The following is a 17,214-nucleotide window of genomic DNA, read 5'->3' on the forward strand; positions in this document are numbered from 1 at the left end:
TTTAAGAAATAAGTTGATAAATCCTATAGACTACATACCATTATGTCTATCCTACTAACCGACAACGTAAGCAAAGCCGCCCGCCGTGACATTCTGGACCTTGAACAGAAAATCAGTTCGTTCCGCTCCGGAGATATAGCCGATGAAGCGTTTCGGAAATTCCGGCTCACGCGGGGGGTGTATGGCCAGCGGCAACCTGGTGTGCAGATGATTCGCATCAAACTGCCCCACGGACGGATTACGGCCGACCAGCTCGTTCGCATTGCCGATCTATCGGATACCTATGCGACAGGCAATCTCCACGCGACTACCCGGCAGGATATTCAACTACACTTTGTCAAACTGGCTGACTCGCCCCAACTCTGGGCCGACCTCGAAGACGCCGGCATTACACTCAAGGAAGCCTGTGGCAACACCGTTCGGAACGTAACAGGTTCGGCTCGGGCAGGTGTCGATCCCGAAGAGCCATTCGATATTACTCCCTACGCCTATTCCATTTTTGATTATTTCCTGCGCAATCCAATTTGCCAGGACATGGGTCGGAAATTCAAGATTTCCGTTTCATCGAGTGAAAAGGATTCGGCCTATGGGTATATGCACGATGTAGGGTTAGTGGCCCGTATTCAGGATGGCAAACAGGGTTTCAAGGTAATGCTCGGTGGGGGTTTGGGCGCGCAACCTTTTTCGGCGCAGACGGCCTTTGAATTTCTGGAAGAAGACCGCGTTATTCCATTTATAGAAGGCGTTATTCGGGTATTCGATCGCTACGGCGAACGTCAGAAACGCCACAAAGCCCGGATGAAGTACCTGCTGAATGACATTGGGCTGGACGAACTGCTACGTCGGGTAGACGAAGAAACACGGGCGTTGAAAAACAAAACGTTTACCATTGACAGTTTACCGTCTTTGGATTCGAAACAATATTCAAACCGTCCGGAGGTCAGTAACTGCGTTCTCCAGACCGAAAACCCAAAACTGAACGCCTGGTTCAAGACCAATGTGTTCGAGCAAAAGCAGACGGGCTGGTATGCCGTGCAGCTACGGGTTTTGCTGGGCGACATGCATTCGGATACCGCCCGGGCACTTGCTCAGCTTGTGAAGCAATATGCGGCCGATGACATTCGGGTAACGGTAAACCAGGGTTATTTGCTACGCTATATCCGGCCGGAGGATCTTACGGCTGTATTCGACGCGCTTGACGCACTGGGTCTGGCTGATCCTGGCTTCGACACCACCGCCGATATTACGACCTGCCCCGGCACCGATACGTGTAACCTCGCTATTTCAAGCAGTTACGGCATCACCCGGGCCCTGGAACGGATGATGCACGACGAATTTCCGGACCTGGTTTACAACGACGACATCAAAATCAAGATTTCGGGTTGCATGAACGGCTGCGGGCAGCATTCGGTTGCCAACATCGGTTATCATGGTTCCTCACTCAAAAATGGTGCCTACGTATTACCGGCCCTGCAGGTATTGCTGGGTGGGGGTTTCAACGGAAAAGGCGAAGGGCTGATTGCCGATAAGGTCATTAAGATTCCGGCCAAACGCGGCCCCGACTCCCTACGGGTTTTACTACGTGACGCTGAAGCGAACAGCCTGGACGGCGAATACTACAGTGACTACTACGCTCGCCAGGGTAAAAACTATTTTTATCAGCTCCTGAAGCCGCTGGCCGATCTGAAAACGCTGGTCGACAGCGATTACATTGACTGGGACCATACCGAACAGTACGTTACGGAAGTCGGTATTGGCGAATGCGCCAGCGTGCTGATTGACCTGGTGGCCACTACGTTAACCGAAGCCGCCGAGAAATTAGGGTGGGCACGGGAAGCGATTACCGAAAGCCGCTGGGCCGATGCGTTGTATCATACGTACAATGTATACATAACGGGCGCACGGGCCGCGTTGATGAGCCGCGACATTCCAACCAACACACAACACGGTATTGTGAGCGATTTTGATAAAACCTTCGCTGGCGAAACCGATTTTCACCAGGCGGAAGGCGAGTTTAAAGCGTTGGTATTCAGTATCAATAAGGAAGAGCCGTCGGAAGAATTTGCCCACCGGTTTATTGCACAGGCAGAAGCCTTCTTACAAGCGGTTCAGACCTACCGGGAAGCCCAGATTGAACTGGAAGGCCTTCCCGAACTACAGGCTTTAACCCAGGCGCAGGACAGCTAGCATTCAATTATGAATGATAAATGATAAATGCATTAGAACCGCCTAATAATTCATCATTCATAATTCATCATTGAAACTATGAAACTCACTCTTGTAGGCGCGGGTCCGGGCGATCCGGACCTGATAACGGTAAAAGGAATTCGGGCGTTACAGCAGGCCGATGTGGTTATGTATGACGCACTGGTCCATCCCGATTTGCTCGACCATTGCCACCCTGATGCGCTTAAGGTGTATGTAGGCAAGCGCCGGGGCGCGTATTCGTGTATGCAGGAAGACATCAATCCGTTGATCGTGCACTATGCCCAACAATACGGACACGTTGTACGGCTCAAGGGCGGAGACTCGTTCGTGTTCGGGCGGGGGTATGAGGAAATTGAGTTTGCCCGTCAGCATGGGATCGAAACCCAGGTCATTCCGGGTATTTCGAGTAGTTACGCGGTGCCCGCTTCCGTCGGCATTCCGCTGACGACTCGGGGCATTTCGGAAAGTTTCTGGGTCGTAACGGGAACCACGAAAGCCGGACAACTCTCTACTGACCTTCAGCTGGCAGCCCAGTCATCGGCCACGGTTGTTATACTGATGGGTATGCATAAGTTGGCCGAGATCACCGCTGTTTTTGCAAACTGCGGCAAAGGCGAAACCCCCGTGGCGATTATCCAGAATGGTACGTTAGCCGACCAGCAAATGATCGTCGGGCGCGTATCGACTATAGAAGAACAAGTAGCGTCGGGTACGATTGGCAATCCGGCCATCATCGTGATTGGTAACGTGGCCGCCCTGGCACAAACCGACATCACAACAGCCATTCAACTGGCTAATACATCTAATTAAGGTAATACCGGGTGTCAACCCGGCGCAGTGAAGATTCGATTACTTGCGTCGGCTTGAAACCGGTGACACTTTAATTAGAATTTTCCAGCGTGACTATGATTTGTCTGTTTGGGGATGATGCGCTCTAAAGGCAACAGTTTAGGGGTGGCCAATACCAGGGGAACTTCCTCAACGACAATATTACTGGTATCCAGCCCGTAAGTCGCCTGGGGGGTCAGAGAAATATATTTAAGGGCCAGATAGCCATTCATGATAATCTGCTGACCAATCGACAGGTCATTGTCGTAGGACAAGAATCGCTTAAAAAGTACGAATCGAAAATCGCCGGGCACGCGGTGTACATTGAGCGATTGATACCGGCTTTCCACCGTTACTTCCTTATTTTTTTCCAGCTCCGACACAACCATCCGGAATAACAGGTTGATCCGTGGCTCCACGCGAAAGCCTAAAAAGAACGTAATAAAGTAGACATCCTCCTGTGCTAATGTATCTACTTTATAGCGCATCCCATACGGATCATCCTCGACAACAACATGGATAAACCAGTAGATATCAGCCCGTTTGGGCGCACGGTTCAGGATGGAATAAAGAATTTCCGACTCAATTTCCTTAGCATCCTCTGCGGTGGTCATATACACCAGATGCGTAGCGAATTTGGGGATTGACGGGTCATTGCTGAGGGCTTTCAGGACGTTCAGGTTACCCGGCAGCGAATCATACTGAATAAACGTTTTCAGGATTGACTCACCCTGATGCCAGAACAACATCAGCGCCATCAACAGCACCCCAAGCGTAACCGATATCCAGCCGCCCTCTTCAAACTTAACCAGGTTAGCCGCTAAAAACGTGATTTCAACGATCAGAAAAACCCCAGTAATCAGGACAGTGAAAACCGCATTTGCCTTTTTATGCCGCAAGTAGGCGTTGATGAGAATCGTGGACATGAGCATCGTCAAGGTAACGGCCAGGCCAAAAGCCGCTTCCATGTTTTTCGACTCGCGGAAGTGCAATACGATCAAAATACACCCCACCATCAGCCCCCAGTTCACGAAGGGTACGTATAGCTGACCCCGTTCATCTGACGGATACGCCACGCGTTGACGAGGCCAGAAAGTTAGCCGCATGGCCTCCCCAACGAGCGTAAAGGCGCCACTGATTAAGGCCTGTGAGGCAATGATGGTCGCCATGGTCGCCAGAATAATACTGAATACGACGATAGGAGCCGGCACAATGCTGTAAAATGGACTGGTTTCGCTTAACCGGGTGCCCAGGTGCTGCATGAGCCAGGCCGTTTGTCCGGCATAGGAAAGCAGCAGGGTAAGTTTTACGTAGGCCCAGCTCACCCGAATGTTACCCCGGCCACAATGGCCCATGTCGGAGTAAAGTGCCTCTGCTCCGGTTGTACAGAGGAAAATACCCCCCAACAGCCAGAAACCACCGGGATATTGCATTAATAAGCGAGCACCGTATAGTGGGTTGATGGCTTTCAGGACCGAGGGATGTGCCCATAAAGCATAGAAGCCAATAGCGCCGATAAAGGTAAACCAAACCAGCATAACCGGTCCAAACAACCGGCCTAATTGCTGCGTGCCAAACTGCTGGCTCACAAACAGGGCAATCAGAATCCCGATGACAATCGGCACCGTATTGAGTTTCGGATCGAAAATCAATAGACCTTCAATAGCCGACGCTACCGAAATGGGTGGTGTGATCAGTCCGTCGGCCAGCAGGAACGCCCCACCGATAATAGCCGGGTACATGAGCCAGCGTCCTGAAAACTTACGCACCAGGGCATAGAGCGAAAAAATCCCCCCCTCGCCGTTGTTGTCAGCGCGGAGGGTAATAATTACGTATTTGATCGTTGTCTGGAGGGTCAGTGTCCAGATCACGCACGACAGCGTGCCCAGCACCAGCGTTTCGGATAGCTCCTTGCCGCGCATAACGGCGGCCAGCGTGTATAAAGGGGACGTACCTATATCACCAAAAACGATACCAATGGCGATCAGCAGACCTTGTGGGGATACTTTATTAATGGAATAAGACGACATACGGGAGATAGACACCCATCTATTTACGTGAACCGGTACCGTAAATAAACCGTATTCTAACCGCTACAGGGTATTAAATCTGCATTAAAATGACGTACTTCTCAGTAACTGTATCAATTCACTGGCGGTTGTCTTGGTTTGCTCACCGGTCACCATGTTTTTCAGGGATAGCAAACCCGTCTGTACTTCCTCCGAACCAATTAACACGACATATGGAATCGCCTTCGCGTTAGCGTAGTCGAGCATTTTCTTCACTTTCGCTAGATCAGGGTATACTTCTGCGGTAATACCCGATGCACGCAGTTGGCTCAACAGCGGCAACGCTACCGCACGGGCGGCTGAGTCAAAGGGAACAAGCAGCAGGCGGGTGCCCTGCCCGGCACCGGCTGGAAACAGGTTCAGTTCTTCCATGACGTCATAAATTCGATCCACGCCAAATGAGATACCCACCCCCGACAGGCCTGGCATACCAAACGTCCCCGTCAGGTTGTCGTATCGACCACCCCCACTAACGCTGCCTATAGAAACGCCGTTGGCTTTTACTTCAAAAATGGCGCCGGTGTAATAGGAAAGCCCGCGCGCCAGGGTCGGATCGATTTCAATACGAGAATCAGTTAGACCGTACTGATCTACAAATTGAAGCGTCTCTTCCAGTTCAGCAATGCCCTGTTGGGCGGTTTCGGACGTAGTGAGCCACGTTTTTAGTTGATTTAATAGCTGCAGCCTATCAAGCTCACCAAAGCTAAATAAGGGGTCAAGTTTGCGAATCGACTCCTCTGAAAAACCACGCTCACGAAGTTCATCCAGCACTTTTTCCATGCCGATTTTGTCGAGTTTATCAATCGCCACGCTCAGCAGCCCTTCCTGCCCCGGCTCACCAATGACCTCGGCAATGCCCGCCAGAGTTTTGCGGTTATTGATTTTAAGGGTAAAATCGAGAACACCTAAATTCCGGAATACCTCGTGAATCATCAGCACAATTTCGGCTTCGCAAAGCAGTGAATCCGTTCCTACTACGTCAGCATCGCACTGATAAAATTCCCGGTACCGTCCCTTCTGCGGTCGGTCGGCACGCCAGACGGGCTGCATCTGGTACCGTTTGAACGGCATTGTCAACGCGTTCCGGTTCATCACCACGTAACGGGCGAACGGTACCGTCAGATCGTAACGAAGGCCTTTTTCGGCAATTTTAGGGGTAATTTTTTTAGAACCGGCCTGTAAGTCAGCCTCGGTCAGACCACCGGCAAAATCGCCGGAATTCAGGATTTTAAAGAGAAGCTGGTCGCCTTCATCACCGTATTTACCCGTCAACGTAGTGAGATTCTCCATGGACGGCGTTTCCAGGGGCTGAAAACCAAATCGTTGGAAGGTTTGCCGAATGGTATCGAAAATAAAGAGCCGTTTGCGCATTTGCTCCGGCCCGAAGTCACGGGTGCCTTTAGGTACTGTGGGTTTTTGCATGCCGCAAAATTACGGACGGGGGCGAAATAAAGTAAGATTGATTTTGGAGAAGCCTCGATTCTCCAATCAAAGCGCCTAATGTATCATTTCAACAGGTGCTTTTTCCGTTTCAGAGAAAGTCTACCTGGAAAGTTTTGGCTACGTCCACAATTTTGCCCCACCCGTAATCAACAAATTTCCTCTTTTCAATTCGTGAGAGACCATGAAAAAAATAGTTAAAATTATCGGCATTGTGCTGGGAAGCATCCTCGCACTGCTGGCCGGTTTCTGTATTTACGTAGCCATTTCGGGCGTACCAACCTACGATCCCCCAACTATTTCAAACCTGAAGGTTGATGTCACCGCCAGTCGAATAGCCAGGGGCGAAGCGATCGCTCAGATTCAATGCATGAGTTGCCACGCCGATAAAGATAATCGGGTAACGGGCAAGTACCTGGCTGAAGTGCCGGACCTGTTTGGCAAGCTTTATTCCAAAAACATTACCCAGGATACAGAGAAAGGGATCGGAAACTGGACCGATGGTGAACTGATCTATTTTCTCCGCACGGGCGTTCGGCGCGATGGATCATACGCCCCTGTCATGCCCCAGTACCCGAATATGGCGGATGAAGATATCCGTTCGGTCGTGGCCTGGCTGCGGTCGGACCGATTCCCGGTGCAGGCATCAAAGCAGGAGCCGCAAGCCTCGGAACTAAGCCTGATTTCGAAAGTACTGACACATACGCTGATGAAACCACTACCCTACCCACAAACGCTTGTGGCGTCTCCCGACAGCAACGATACAATAGCCCTTGGTAAATACACGGCCGATGCGATCGGTGATTGTTACTCCTGCCACTCGGGTGATTTGATTGATCAGGACAAAGTACATCCAAGTACCTCCAAAGGTTATTATGGGGGTGGCATTGAGATGGTTGGCGATGGTGGCAAAAAAGTGATCACCGCTAACCTGACCTTCGACCAGGAGACGGGCATTGCCAAAACTTACACGAAAGAACAGTTTATCCGGGCCGTCAGAATGGGGGTTCGGCCTGATGGCAGTATTTTAAACTACCCGATGGAGCCTAAGCTGTCGTTATCGGACCGGGAGGTAGGCGCTATCTATGATTACCTGAAAACCGTGCCCAAAATCAGGAATAACGTCGCCCAAAAGAACGCTGAACTGCAATTGGCGCGTAAATAGGCGTCCCCTGAACTTCCCGAAAATAACAGTAGTTTTCGGGAAGTTGCCAAAGCGCTGGGTAAGCTTCCGGGCCAACAACTGACATTAGATACGTACGTGTATGATGAATGCACTTATCGACAAGCCACTGGTTACATTGCCAACCTAGTAGCGTCTATTTGATGAACAACCATTTGTTATACAGTGCCTTCTGGGCGGGCGATACGTTCGGCAGCGGTTCCAGCCGGTAGCTGGCCAATGGGTTTTGGGTCAGCGTGACGGGAATTTCCCGCAGGAAACCACCCCGGTTAACGAGCACCTTGATCGTTTCCCCAGCCCGTCGGCCGCCGATGAGCCGCAGCAGATCGTCGCCAACCCGAACGCTATCGACGGAGATTATTTCATCGCCCACGTTCAGACCACCGGTATAGGCGCCCGATCCACGCCGGACACTCGCGATGGTCGCTTTCCCGTTTGACACCGTCGTAGCCGCCCCCAGAAAACCATCTTGCGTCTTACCCGCTACGTTGACGAGCCGCAGACCCACCGGTTCGAAATACGTGTTGTAATTAATTGGCTCCGCTGAATTGACGCCGATGGTGAAAAAATCGTCGAGCGAGCGACCCGCGATTTGCTCGGCCGCCTGCCGGAACTCCTCATCCGCAAACCCACGCTTCTGTTTTTTGTAGTATTCAGCATACAGGAACCGCATCAGATCGTCCAGACTACGTTCGCCGTTGCTTCCCGCCAGAATGGCCAGATTCAGCAACGTTCCGAGGACGCTGCCTTTGCTGTAATAGGAAATGGTGGTGTTGGCTGAATTTTCGTTGGGCCGGTATTCTTTTATCCACGCATCCCAGCTCGATTCAGCCGCTGACTGGACACGACTGCCGGGTTGGTTCTCAATGTTCGTGATGTCGATCCCCACAATATTGAGGTAGGTCTCCGGCGTATGGAACCCGGCCCGACGCAGAATGTAGTCTTCGTAAAACGAGGTGCCTCCTTCCGACAACCAGAGCATATGGGTGTAATTTTCGGCCTCATAATTAAACGGTCCCAGCGCTACAGGTCGAATCCGTTTTACATTCCAGAGGTGAAAATATTCGTGGGCCACCAGTGTCAGAAATCCTTTATAGTTCGCTTCGGTAGCGTAGGCATTCCGGGACGTTTCCAGCGTCGTGGAGTTCAGGTGCTCCAGGCCGCCACCGCCCGACGGAATGTGATGTACAATAAAAGTATAGTGTTTGCAGGGGTGTTCGCCAATAACCGTCGCAGCGGCTTCGCAAACGCGCTTATAATCAGCGGCTAATCGCTTTTCATCGTAATCCACTTCACCAAACATGGCCACCGAGTGCGGTACGTTCGAGGCCGTAAACGTGAACGTATGATGATTGCCAATCTCAATGGGCGAATCCACCAGCAGGTCAAAATCGGTCGCTTCATAGGTAAACGTCTGTCCGGCAACGGGTTCCAGCGCCGTAGCCACGTTTTTCCAGGTTTTATAAGGCTGGACGACAACGCGCAGAGGTATATTTCTCAGCGCGTCATGATACATAAACATACTCGCGGGCGTCACGTAGCCATGATCGGCATCGACAAAACTGGTACGTACAGTAAGTTCGTTGGCATACACCCGGTAGCGAATCGTCAGGTTATCGTCCGTTGATGCGGGCGTCGTTATGCGCCAGGTATTTTTGCTGATCTTCTCACTCTTCAGCGGTTTCCCGCCCGTCGTTGCCGTAAATCCCTGGACGTTCCTGGCATACTCCCGAATCAGGTAGGAACCCGGCGTCCAGACAGGCATTTTGATATCTATGTACCCATTTTTTTTCGCGTTCGTGGCCGTTGCCATATTCTTTAGCTGCATCTCTACCTCAAAGTAGTGCGTCTGTGGTTCGGGCATCGACAGGACGTACGTAACGCTGGGCGACGCGGCCGCCGGGGTTTCATCATCGGCCAATCGGGAACTGGCAATTGAAAAAAATGGAATAAAAAATGTCCAGACAGTAAGTAAATACAGGAGCCGGGCGTTTTTTTTCATACGGAAACAGGAATACCTTCGTTTTTTGTCCAGATTTGACGTGTAATTCGCCAATTCGTCGGCGAAACTACGACGCATTCCAAGCATTCACAACCGTTGATTTCGTTTATGCCCTATTCAACCACCCAGTTGGGTCAACGCCAGCCAGTCTATTTCTTAGGTAGTCGGCTATTTCTCTCCCTGACCCTTGGGCTACTTACTACGCTGTCGGTTTTTGCCCAGCGTACCCAGAGTTATGCTGAGCCCGATTACCATTTTCGAAACGGGCTCGAACTGTTCGAGAAAGCCAATTATGCCGCTGCCCGCTACGAATTTCGTCAATACCTCGAACCAAGGCGGGGCGATGGTTCGCAGACACTGCTCAATACAGGCGACCAGAACGCGGTAGAAGCCGAGTACTACGTTGCCCTCACCAGTTTGTATGTCGATGAGCCCGGCGCGGAGTTGCTCGTCGATCGCTTCGTCAAGAATCATAGCCAGCACCCGAAAGCGAGCCAGCTGTACGGCGACTTAGGTACGTACTATTATAATCGGCAGGATTATACCAAGGCAATCGATTTCCTGGAAAAAGCGGTTGCCCAGGGAGGCAGCAGTGCACAACAGACAACGTTTAAATACCAACTGGCGCTCTCCTACTATAATACCCAGGATTTAAAGAAGGCGCTTCCTTTATTGAACGAAGTAAAAGTTGATCCCAACTCGACCGATGCGCCGGCAGCCTCCTACTACGCGGGCGTTATCAATTTCCGCAACCGGAACTTCAATGAAGCCGTTGCCGATTTCCGACGTATTGAAAACAATCCGACGTATCAGAATCAGGTGCCCAACTGGATTGCCCAGGCCTATTACCGCCAGCGTCGCTTTGACGATTTGTTAGCTTATACCGAACCGCTGCTGAAGCGAAATCAGGGTTCGACCCTGAGTGAAGTGGCTCTGTATACCGCTGAAGTCTACTACCAGCAGAATCAATTCGCCAAAGCGATTCCGTATTACAAGCAATACATCACGGCGGCTGGTGCAAAAACGCCGGGTTCCGTTAAATTCCGTTACGGTCAGTCGCTTTTCAGAACGGGGGCTTATAATGATGCGATTACCCAATTGAAGACATTGGCAGGTGGTAAGGATACGACAGCTCAGTATGCAGCTTATACACTGGGGGTTAGCTACTTACAGACGCAGAATCCAAGTTACGCTTTAAATGCATTCGATCAGGCGGGGCGGTTGTCGTTCAATCCCGAGATTCAGGAAGAAGCCCGATTTAATCACGCCAAACTACAGTTGGATCAGAACAACGGAGCCGATGCCGTGAAGGAACTGACGGGATTTCTGAAACAATACCCGAACAGCAAATTTGAGAATGAAGCCAATGAACTAGTCGGCGAGGCCTATTTTGCCTCGAACAATTACCCGGCGGCCATTGCGTACATCGAAGGGTTAAAAAAGAGGACACCAAAAATAAATGCTACGTATCAGCGACTGACCTACAACCAGGGCGTGAGCGATTTCAATGCCGAACGTTATCCGCAGGCCGTCGCCAACCTCGACAAGTCCTTGAAATTTCCCGTTGATACCGATCTGCAACAGGCTGCCCAGTTCTGGAAAGCCGAAGCTTATTCAGCGGGAAAACAGTATGATACGGCCATTCCGCTCTACGCCAGTATCTCAAAATCCAGTACTGGAAATTATAGCACAAAGAGTTTGTATGCGCTTGGCTATGCATACTTCAATAAAAAGGATTACTCCCGCGCGCTGCCGTACTTCCGCGATTTCGTGAGCAAAGGCGCGACGGCCGAAGACAGAGCCCAGGTGCAGGATGCAACGATTCGGTTAGCGGATTCCTATTTCGCCACGAAGCAGTACGAAAACGCCATGCGCTCCTATGATCTGGCGATTGCGCAGAACGCCCCCGACAAAGATTATGCCGCCTACCAGAAAGCGGTTATTCTGAGCTACGTAGGGCGTGATGCCGAAGCGAAGGCGCAGTTCGATCAGGTGCAGAAGCAGTACCCTACGTCCCGTTTTGTGGAAGAAGCCCTCTTCCAGACGGCCAACGTTGATTTTGAAAAGGGTTCGTATCAGGCCGCAATCCAGGGATTCACCAAGCTTATTCAGGATAAACCCAACAGCCCGATCATTCCGGCCGCGCTGCTCAAACGGGCCATTGCGTATGGCAATATCCAGCAGTACGACCCCGCCGTAGCAGACTACAAACGCATTCTGGATAATTACGGCAATTCTGAACAGGCACAGAGTGCCTTGCTGGGCATCCAGAATACGTTGAATGATGCGGGTCGACCGGAAGAGTTTTCGAAGGTGCTCGGCCAGTACAAGAAGAGCAACCCGGCCAGCACCGATGTGGAGCGGGTACAGTTCGAGAACGCGAAGGATATTTATTCCAGTGGCAAATATCCGCAGGCCATCCAATCATTGCAGGCGTTCATGCAGGAGTATCCGGCCAGCCCGAATACCAATGAAGCCCGTTACTACGTAGCGGAATCGTATCGTCAGACCAGCGACGTTGCCAACGCACTTCGCTACTACAATATGATTGTTACCGACAATAAATCAGATTATCTGGTCCGGGCGGCTACACGGGCGGCTGATCTGGAATCGAAGCAGAAAAACTATCCCCGTGCCATCCGTAACTACCAGATTATCCTAAGCAAGTCGAGCAGTAAAGCCGAGCAGGTAGCGGCTCAGTTGGGGATGATGGATACGTATTTCGTCTATCCCAAACCCGATTCAGCCGCGGTGATTGCCCGCGACCTCGTAGCGGGCGGTAGTGTCGTGCCGGGTGCCCAGAACCGGGCCCAGTTGATGCTGGGTAAGATCGCGTTTGGTAAAGGTGATTACAAAACCGCGCAGACAGAGTTCGAAAAAACGATTGCCCTGGCTAAGGACATCAATGGAGCAGAAGCACAGTATTACCTGGGAGACATTCTCTTCCGGCAGAAAAAGTACAAAGAGTCGGTTACTACGTTGCTGAAATTCAATGAACAATTTGCCGAGTTTGAGTACTGGAAGGGCAAAGCGTTTATCCTGGTAGCCGACAACAACGTAGCGCAGGACGAGACGGCCCAGGCCAAAGCCGTCCTGAATTCAATCATCGAAAACACATCCGACGAAACCATCAAAGCCGAAGCCAAACAAAAACTGGCCACGCTGGAAGCTAAAAATTAATGATGAATGATGAATGATGAATGATGAATAATGCGTGAACTGGCCCTGCCTGGTATCATTCATCATTCATCATCGCTCCGGCGACCCGGTCATCATTCCTTCATCGTACATCCACTATGATAGTACGCCCCTTACTTACCCTCACCCTCCTTTCGGTATCGGCCTCGCTGTTCGCGCAGCAGGAGCCGAAGCCAACACGGCCCGTTAAAGAAGGCGAAGTAGACAATCAGGAAATTACGGTTGAAAAAAGCCGCAAAATCGTGGTGCCGCCCGCGAACCGGCTGTTCAATAAAATCCAGTCGCTCAAACCGTCGGCCGAGCAGCGGAAACTAACCTACGAATTTGAAGACCGTAAACTCACCGTTGGCGACCCGAAAATCACGCCCAATGTGCTGTCGCCCGCTACGACCCAGCCCGACGATTCGCCCGCTTACAGTAATTACGTAAAGCTGGGTGCCGGCAATTACAGTTCGTTTCTGGGGGAAGGATTCGTGGGCGTTAATACCATGCCCAATCTGGCCCTGGAGGGCTCCCTTCGGCATCTATCATCGGGCATTGGACCGGTAGATGGCAAAAATTCGGGTCAGAGTGATACGCGGGTTCGGGTAACGGGTAAATACCTGGCCGAAGCCTTTAAACTTCAGGCGGACCTGGGCTACGACCGAAATGCGTATAATTTTTACGGCTACAGCCGCGAATACGCCAGCCAGCCTACCTTCAATCCTGACTTGATCAAGCAACGCTTGAGTACGGTTAATTTTAAAGTTGGGATTGAGAATACCAATTCGGATAACGCCATTGACTATTCACTCAAAACGGGGATTACGTCTCTGAAGGACCTTTATAATGCCTCGGAAACCGACTGGGGCACGAATTTCAATGCTTCGCTTGGCATCACTGACAATGTTTTTGCGCTCGTGGCGGCCGATGCCTACGTAACGCAACGCACGGATGGGTCAATTGTCGATAATCGGAACCTGTTCCGGGTGAAGCCAACTTTTAAATATACTTCGTCTCTCTTCACCATAACAGCGGGTATTAATGCGGTCAACCAAACCGATCAGCGGCAGGGTATAAATGACACCCGAGCGTTCCCGGTCGTGGATATCGACGTCGCCCCACTAGCTAATATTCACGTTTTCGCGGGGGTTGACGGGGATATCAACCGGAACACCCTCCGGTCCTTACTCGCTGAAAACAAGTGGCTTGGTCCGCAAGTCGTTCTAGCGAACACGGTCAAGTCGTTTGATATTTACGCGGGTTCGAAGGGAAATGTAGGCGGTGGGTTCTCCTACGAAGGCAAAGTTTCCTACGCCCGCTACCGGAACTTCTCGGTATTCAACAACAGCATGACAGATACGACGAAGTTCTCGGTTCTGTACGACGGTGGGATTTCGAACGTACTGACCATCTCCGGTCAGTTGGCCTATGCCCAGAAAGACAAGTTTCGTTCGACGCTAAAAATTGACTATTTCAGTTATGGTCTCGACCGGCTGGAAGCCCCCTGGGGACGGCCCGACTTCACTTCAACTTGGAGCAATTCGTACATCTTGAACAAAAAATTGTTCATCACCGCAGATTTGTACTTTTATCAGGGCATCAAAAACAAAAACTTCGCGTCGAACGTAACGTATACCCTAAAACCCATCTACGACGCCAACGTGAAAATTGACTATTTCCTGGGGAAGCAGGTTTCCGCCTTTGTGTCATTAAATAATATCTTCGGTCAGAATTACCAGCGGTATTTGTATTATCAGTCGCAAGGCCTTAACTTTCTCGGAGGAATCAGTTATTCGTTCTAATCTCTCCACCGGCACGCGCTTATGGCTTCCGTAAATGATTATCTAAAAAAGCTGCTCTATCAGTACGACTGTGTGGTCGTACCGGAGTTCGGGGCTTTCCTGACTCACTATCAACCAGCAGCCTTTACTGAAGCCAGTGGCTTATACTTACCGCCCCGCAAGCGCGTGGCGTTTAATGAAGCCCTTCGTTTTGACGACGGTATTCTGGCCAACTACATTATGTTGCATGAGCCGGTCACTCGCGAAGGGGCCCAGCGTCATATTCATCTGTTTGTCAATGGCTTACTGCAAGATGTAGAACTTGTTGGTCGGTTTGAGCTTGATGGTATTGGTACGTTCAGCCGGAATGACGAAGGTCGGCTACAATTTGACCCCAGTCTGCGGCACAACTTTTTCGGTGAAGCCTATGGAATGAGTGCGTTATCCGTTCAGCTGGTCAACCGCCTGCCCCAACTCGAACCAGCGATCGAAGCGGTGCCTGTTACGGCCCTTGGTCCTGTGTTGGTTCATGATGAAGATACTACGTTAACGCCTTTACAAGCGGGCCGTTCTTACTGGCGTGTAGCAGCCATCGCGCTGTTAATTAGTTCGTTAGGAGTAGCTAGTTATTTCTCCGTTATCAAACCGGGACAACCCCTACAGAGTAGTTTAGACCCGGCAAACCTGTTTCGCTTACCTACCTCTTTTGCATCGAAGCCAGCGGTTGTAAAAGAAACACCCAAACTGGTTGCAGTACATAAAGTTACGCCTACGCCAGCCCCCGCGCCTGTTGCAAAAACGAAGCCCGTAGCTTCCCCGGCTGTTGAACCAGTAGCCCTCGCACCGACACCCGCTCCTATTGAACCGAAGGCAGAAGCGATTGTCGCTACGTCGGTAGAGGCCGTTAAAATGCTTCCGGCAAGTACAGTTGCCAAGACTCATGTGGGCGCCTATTATACGGTGATTGCCGGTGTATTCGCCAGCCAAAAGAATGCTATTCCCCTTATCAAGTACTTACATAAAGCGGGCTATAAAGATGCCTTTATCATGGTACAGGGTCGGAAAGGACTACGGTATAAAGTGGCCGCGGTAGGCTCATCCGACCGGGCAGAAGCACAGGCCAACGTACCGGCTATCAGTAAAATGATCGGCTCAACCGCCTGGATATTCACAAACTAATCGTTTCGACATTAAATAAAAAAGACAGCTCTTCGGGGCTGTCTTTTTTGTGGGTTACCCCAACGTTTAACTTACTTTTACAACAAAACTACGAAGTTATGTCATTGAAATCTGAGGAGGACTTGACAGGTATGCAGCAGATTAGCCAGATTGTTGGCTCAACCCTTAAGCGCATGCAACAATATGCCCGGCCAGGGATGTCGACGCTGGAGTTGGATCAATATGGGCGACAACTGCTGGAAGAGCACGGTGCCCGTTCGGCCCCCAAGCTCACCTATAACTTTCCGGGTTGGACCTGTATCAGTTTAAATGAGGAAGTCTGTCACGGCATTCCTTCGGCGAGACGGTTTCTTCAGGAAGGGGATTTAATCAACATTGATGTATCGGCGGAACTGAATGGCTACTGGTCAGACAATGGTGGGTCTTTCGTGCTGGGGCAGGATATTCATCAGCATAGTGGCCTGGTAGAAGCCTCAAAGCGAATCCTGGCCAAAGCCATTAGCCATATCCGTGGGGGCGTACAAATCGCTGAGATTGGTCGCTTAATTGAAACGGAAGCCAGACGAAGCGGCTATCGAGTCATAAAGAATCTGGCTGGGCACGGAATAGGCCGGAGCTTACACGAAGAACCGCATGAGATCCTTTGCTACTACGATCGGTCTAACAAAACGCGTTTCCGAACGAACTCGGTGGTGGCCATCGAGACGTTTATATCCACCAAAGCCACCTATGCCCAGGAGAAGGGGGATGGTTGGACATTAGTCGCCAGAGACAGTTTTGCCGTGCAGCATGAACAAACGATTGTCGTTACCAATAAGCAACCAATTATCCTGACAGCTGCGAATCAATTATGGAATTAAAGTCCTGATTTTCTTATTACCACTTACCATTCGGAATAATAAATAACGATTAACCTGTAGGCAATTGATAGGGTTGATAATCGTCAAACTCCCATAAGGCGATCCGACCTATCCTGGCGGCTATCGTCTCTCACGAATCCTTTTCAACAGGCTGAATATACCGGGTTAGTACGTCTAAAATCTCGGTAAAGTCATAGTGAAAGACAAGAAGAACATGACGTAGTAAAACCGCTGATTGACCAGGATGCATCTTTTTAAGATACTTCGGGGTCGCCACCATAAGCTGAAAATTATCGGCTCCCTTACCCTCTGTGGTTCCGATGTTAAGGTTAAGTGGAAAGCCAAAGTCTTTCGGTCTATAACTAAATAAGTCTAATACATCAGACGAGTCGAAATCTACAATAATCGGTTTCATGACTGTCCAATGTGGTAGGCTTTACGTTGGACGTGTTGGGTATATTGTCCCTGTTTAAGTGTTTAATAA

The 17,214-nt window shown here is 50.6% G+C and carries 11 protein-coding genes; 7 read left to right on the top strand and 4 right to left on the bottom strand.

The window, feature by feature from the left end:
- Positions 1-42: 42 nt before the first annotated feature.
- Together BM202_RS00880 and cobA are read left to right on the top strand one after the other, a co-directional pair.
- Positions 43-2,187: a nitrite/sulfite reductase gene (locus BM202_RS00880; protein WP_093822587.1), complete on the top strand. Its 2,145-nt coding sequence runs from the start codon at positions 43-45 to the stop codon at positions 2,185-2,187.
- Between the two features lie 78 nt (positions 2,188-2,265).
- Positions 2,266-3,018: a uroporphyrinogen-III C-methyltransferase gene (gene cobA / locus BM202_RS00885; RefSeq protein ID WP_093822588.1), complete on the top strand. Its 753-nt coding sequence runs from the start codon at positions 2,266-2,268 to the stop codon at positions 3,016-3,018.
- 74 nt (positions 3,019-3,092) lie between these two features.
- Here the strand turns inward: cobA and BM202_RS00890 are convergent, their stop codons facing one another.
- Together BM202_RS00890 and hisS are read right to left on the bottom strand one after the other, a co-directional pair.
- Positions 3,093-5,066: a KUP/HAK/KT family potassium transporter gene (locus tag BM202_RS00890; RefSeq protein ID WP_093822589.1), complete on the bottom strand. Its 1,974-nt coding sequence runs from the start codon at positions 5,064-5,066 to the stop codon at positions 3,093-3,095.
- Between the two features lie 84 nt (positions 5,067-5,150).
- Positions 5,151-6,527: a histidine--tRNA ligase gene (gene hisS, locus BM202_RS00895; RefSeq protein WP_093822590.1), complete on the bottom strand. Its 1,377-nt coding sequence runs from the start codon at positions 6,525-6,527 to the stop codon at positions 5,151-5,153.
- A gap of 202 nt (positions 6,528-6,729) precedes the next feature.
- On the opposite strand from hisS, the gene BM202_RS00900 reads away from it, so the two are divergent.
- Positions 6,730-7,710 (top strand): c-type cytochrome, encoded by a 981-nt coding sequence (locus BM202_RS00900; protein ID WP_093822591.1) that lies wholly within the window; start codon positions 6,730-6,732, stop codon positions 7,708-7,710.
- Positions 7,711-7,864: 154 nt separating this feature from the next.
- Here BM202_RS00900 and BM202_RS00905 read toward each other — a convergent pair whose 3' ends face one another.
- Positions 7,865-9,730 (bottom strand): M61 family metallopeptidase, encoded by a 1,866-nt coding sequence (locus BM202_RS00905; RefSeq protein ID WP_093823552.1) that lies wholly within the window; start codon positions 9,728-9,730, stop codon positions 7,865-7,867.
- A gap of 108 nt (positions 9,731-9,838) precedes the next feature.
- On the opposite strand from BM202_RS00905, the gene BM202_RS00910 reads away from it, so the two are divergent.
- From BM202_RS00910 to map, 4 genes are all read left to right on the top strand, one after another.
- Positions 9,839-12,910 (top strand): tetratricopeptide repeat protein, encoded by a 3,072-nt coding sequence (locus BM202_RS00910; protein ID WP_093822592.1) that lies wholly within the window; start codon positions 9,839-9,841, stop codon positions 12,908-12,910.
- Between the two features lie 116 nt (positions 12,911-13,026).
- Complete coding sequence (locus BM202_RS00915) at positions 13,027-14,712, top strand: hypothetical protein (RefSeq protein ID WP_093822593.1); 1,686 nt, start codon at positions 13,027-13,029, stop codon at positions 14,710-14,712.
- 21 nt (positions 14,713-14,733) lie between these two features.
- Entirely contained in the window at positions 14,734-15,870 is a 1,137-nt protein-coding gene (locus BM202_RS00920) for an HU domain-containing protein (protein WP_093822594.1), read from the top strand.
- A gap of 98 nt (positions 15,871-15,968) precedes the next feature.
- Positions 15,969-16,730: a type I methionyl aminopeptidase gene (map, locus tag BM202_RS00925; protein ID WP_093822595.1), complete on the top strand. Its 762-nt coding sequence runs from the start codon at positions 15,969-15,971 to the stop codon at positions 16,728-16,730.
- Positions 16,731-16,860: 130 nt separating this feature from the next.
- Here the strand turns inward: map and BM202_RS00930 are convergent, their stop codons facing one another.
- Entirely contained in the window at positions 16,861-17,145 is a 285-nt protein-coding gene (locus BM202_RS00930) for an Imm8 family immunity protein (protein ID WP_093822596.1), read from the bottom strand.
- Positions 17,146-17,214 lie beyond the last annotated feature (69 nt).

Source organism: Spirosoma endophyticum, from assembly GCF_900112365.1.
GTDB classification, from domain to species: domain Bacteria; phylum Bacteroidota; class Bacteroidia; order Cytophagales; family Spirosomataceae; genus Spirosoma; species Spirosoma endophyticum.

Coding starts and splice junctions, on each gene's coding strand:
- BM202_RS00880 (WP_093822587.1), top strand. CDS start 43: ATGTCTATCCTACTAACCGACAACGTAAGCAAAGCCGCCCGCCGTGAC.
- BM202_RS00905 (WP_093823552.1), bottom strand. CDS start 9,730: ATGAAAAAAAACGCCCGGCTCCTGTATTTACTTACTGTCTGGACATTT.
- hisS (WP_093822590.1), bottom strand. CDS start 6,527: ATGCAAAAACCCACAGTACCTAAAGGCACCCGTGACTTCGGGCCGGAG.
- BM202_RS00900 (WP_093822591.1), top strand. CDS start 6,730: ATGAAAAAAATAGTTAAAATTATCGGCATTGTGCTGGGAAGCATCCTC.
- cobA (WP_093822588.1), top strand. CDS start 2,266: ATGAAACTCACTCTTGTAGGCGCGGGTCCGGGCGATCCGGACCTGATA.
- BM202_RS00920 (WP_093822594.1), top strand. CDS start 14,734: ATGGCTTCCGTAAATGATTATCTAAAAAAGCTGCTCTATCAGTACGAC.
- BM202_RS00890 (WP_093822589.1), bottom strand. CDS start 5,066: ATGTCGTCTTATTCCATTAATAAAGTATCCCCACAAGGTCTGCTGATC.
- BM202_RS00915 (WP_093822593.1), top strand. CDS start 13,027: ATGATAGTACGCCCCTTACTTACCCTCACCCTCCTTTCGGTATCGGCC.
- BM202_RS00910 (WP_093822592.1), top strand. CDS start 9,839: ATGCCCTATTCAACCACCCAGTTGGGTCAACGCCAGCCAGTCTATTTC.
- BM202_RS00930 (WP_093822596.1), bottom strand. CDS start 17,145: ATGAAACCGATTATTGTAGATTTCGACTCGTCTGATGTATTAGACTTA.
- map (WP_093822595.1), top strand. CDS start 15,969: ATGTCATTGAAATCTGAGGAGGACTTGACAGGTATGCAGCAGATTAGC.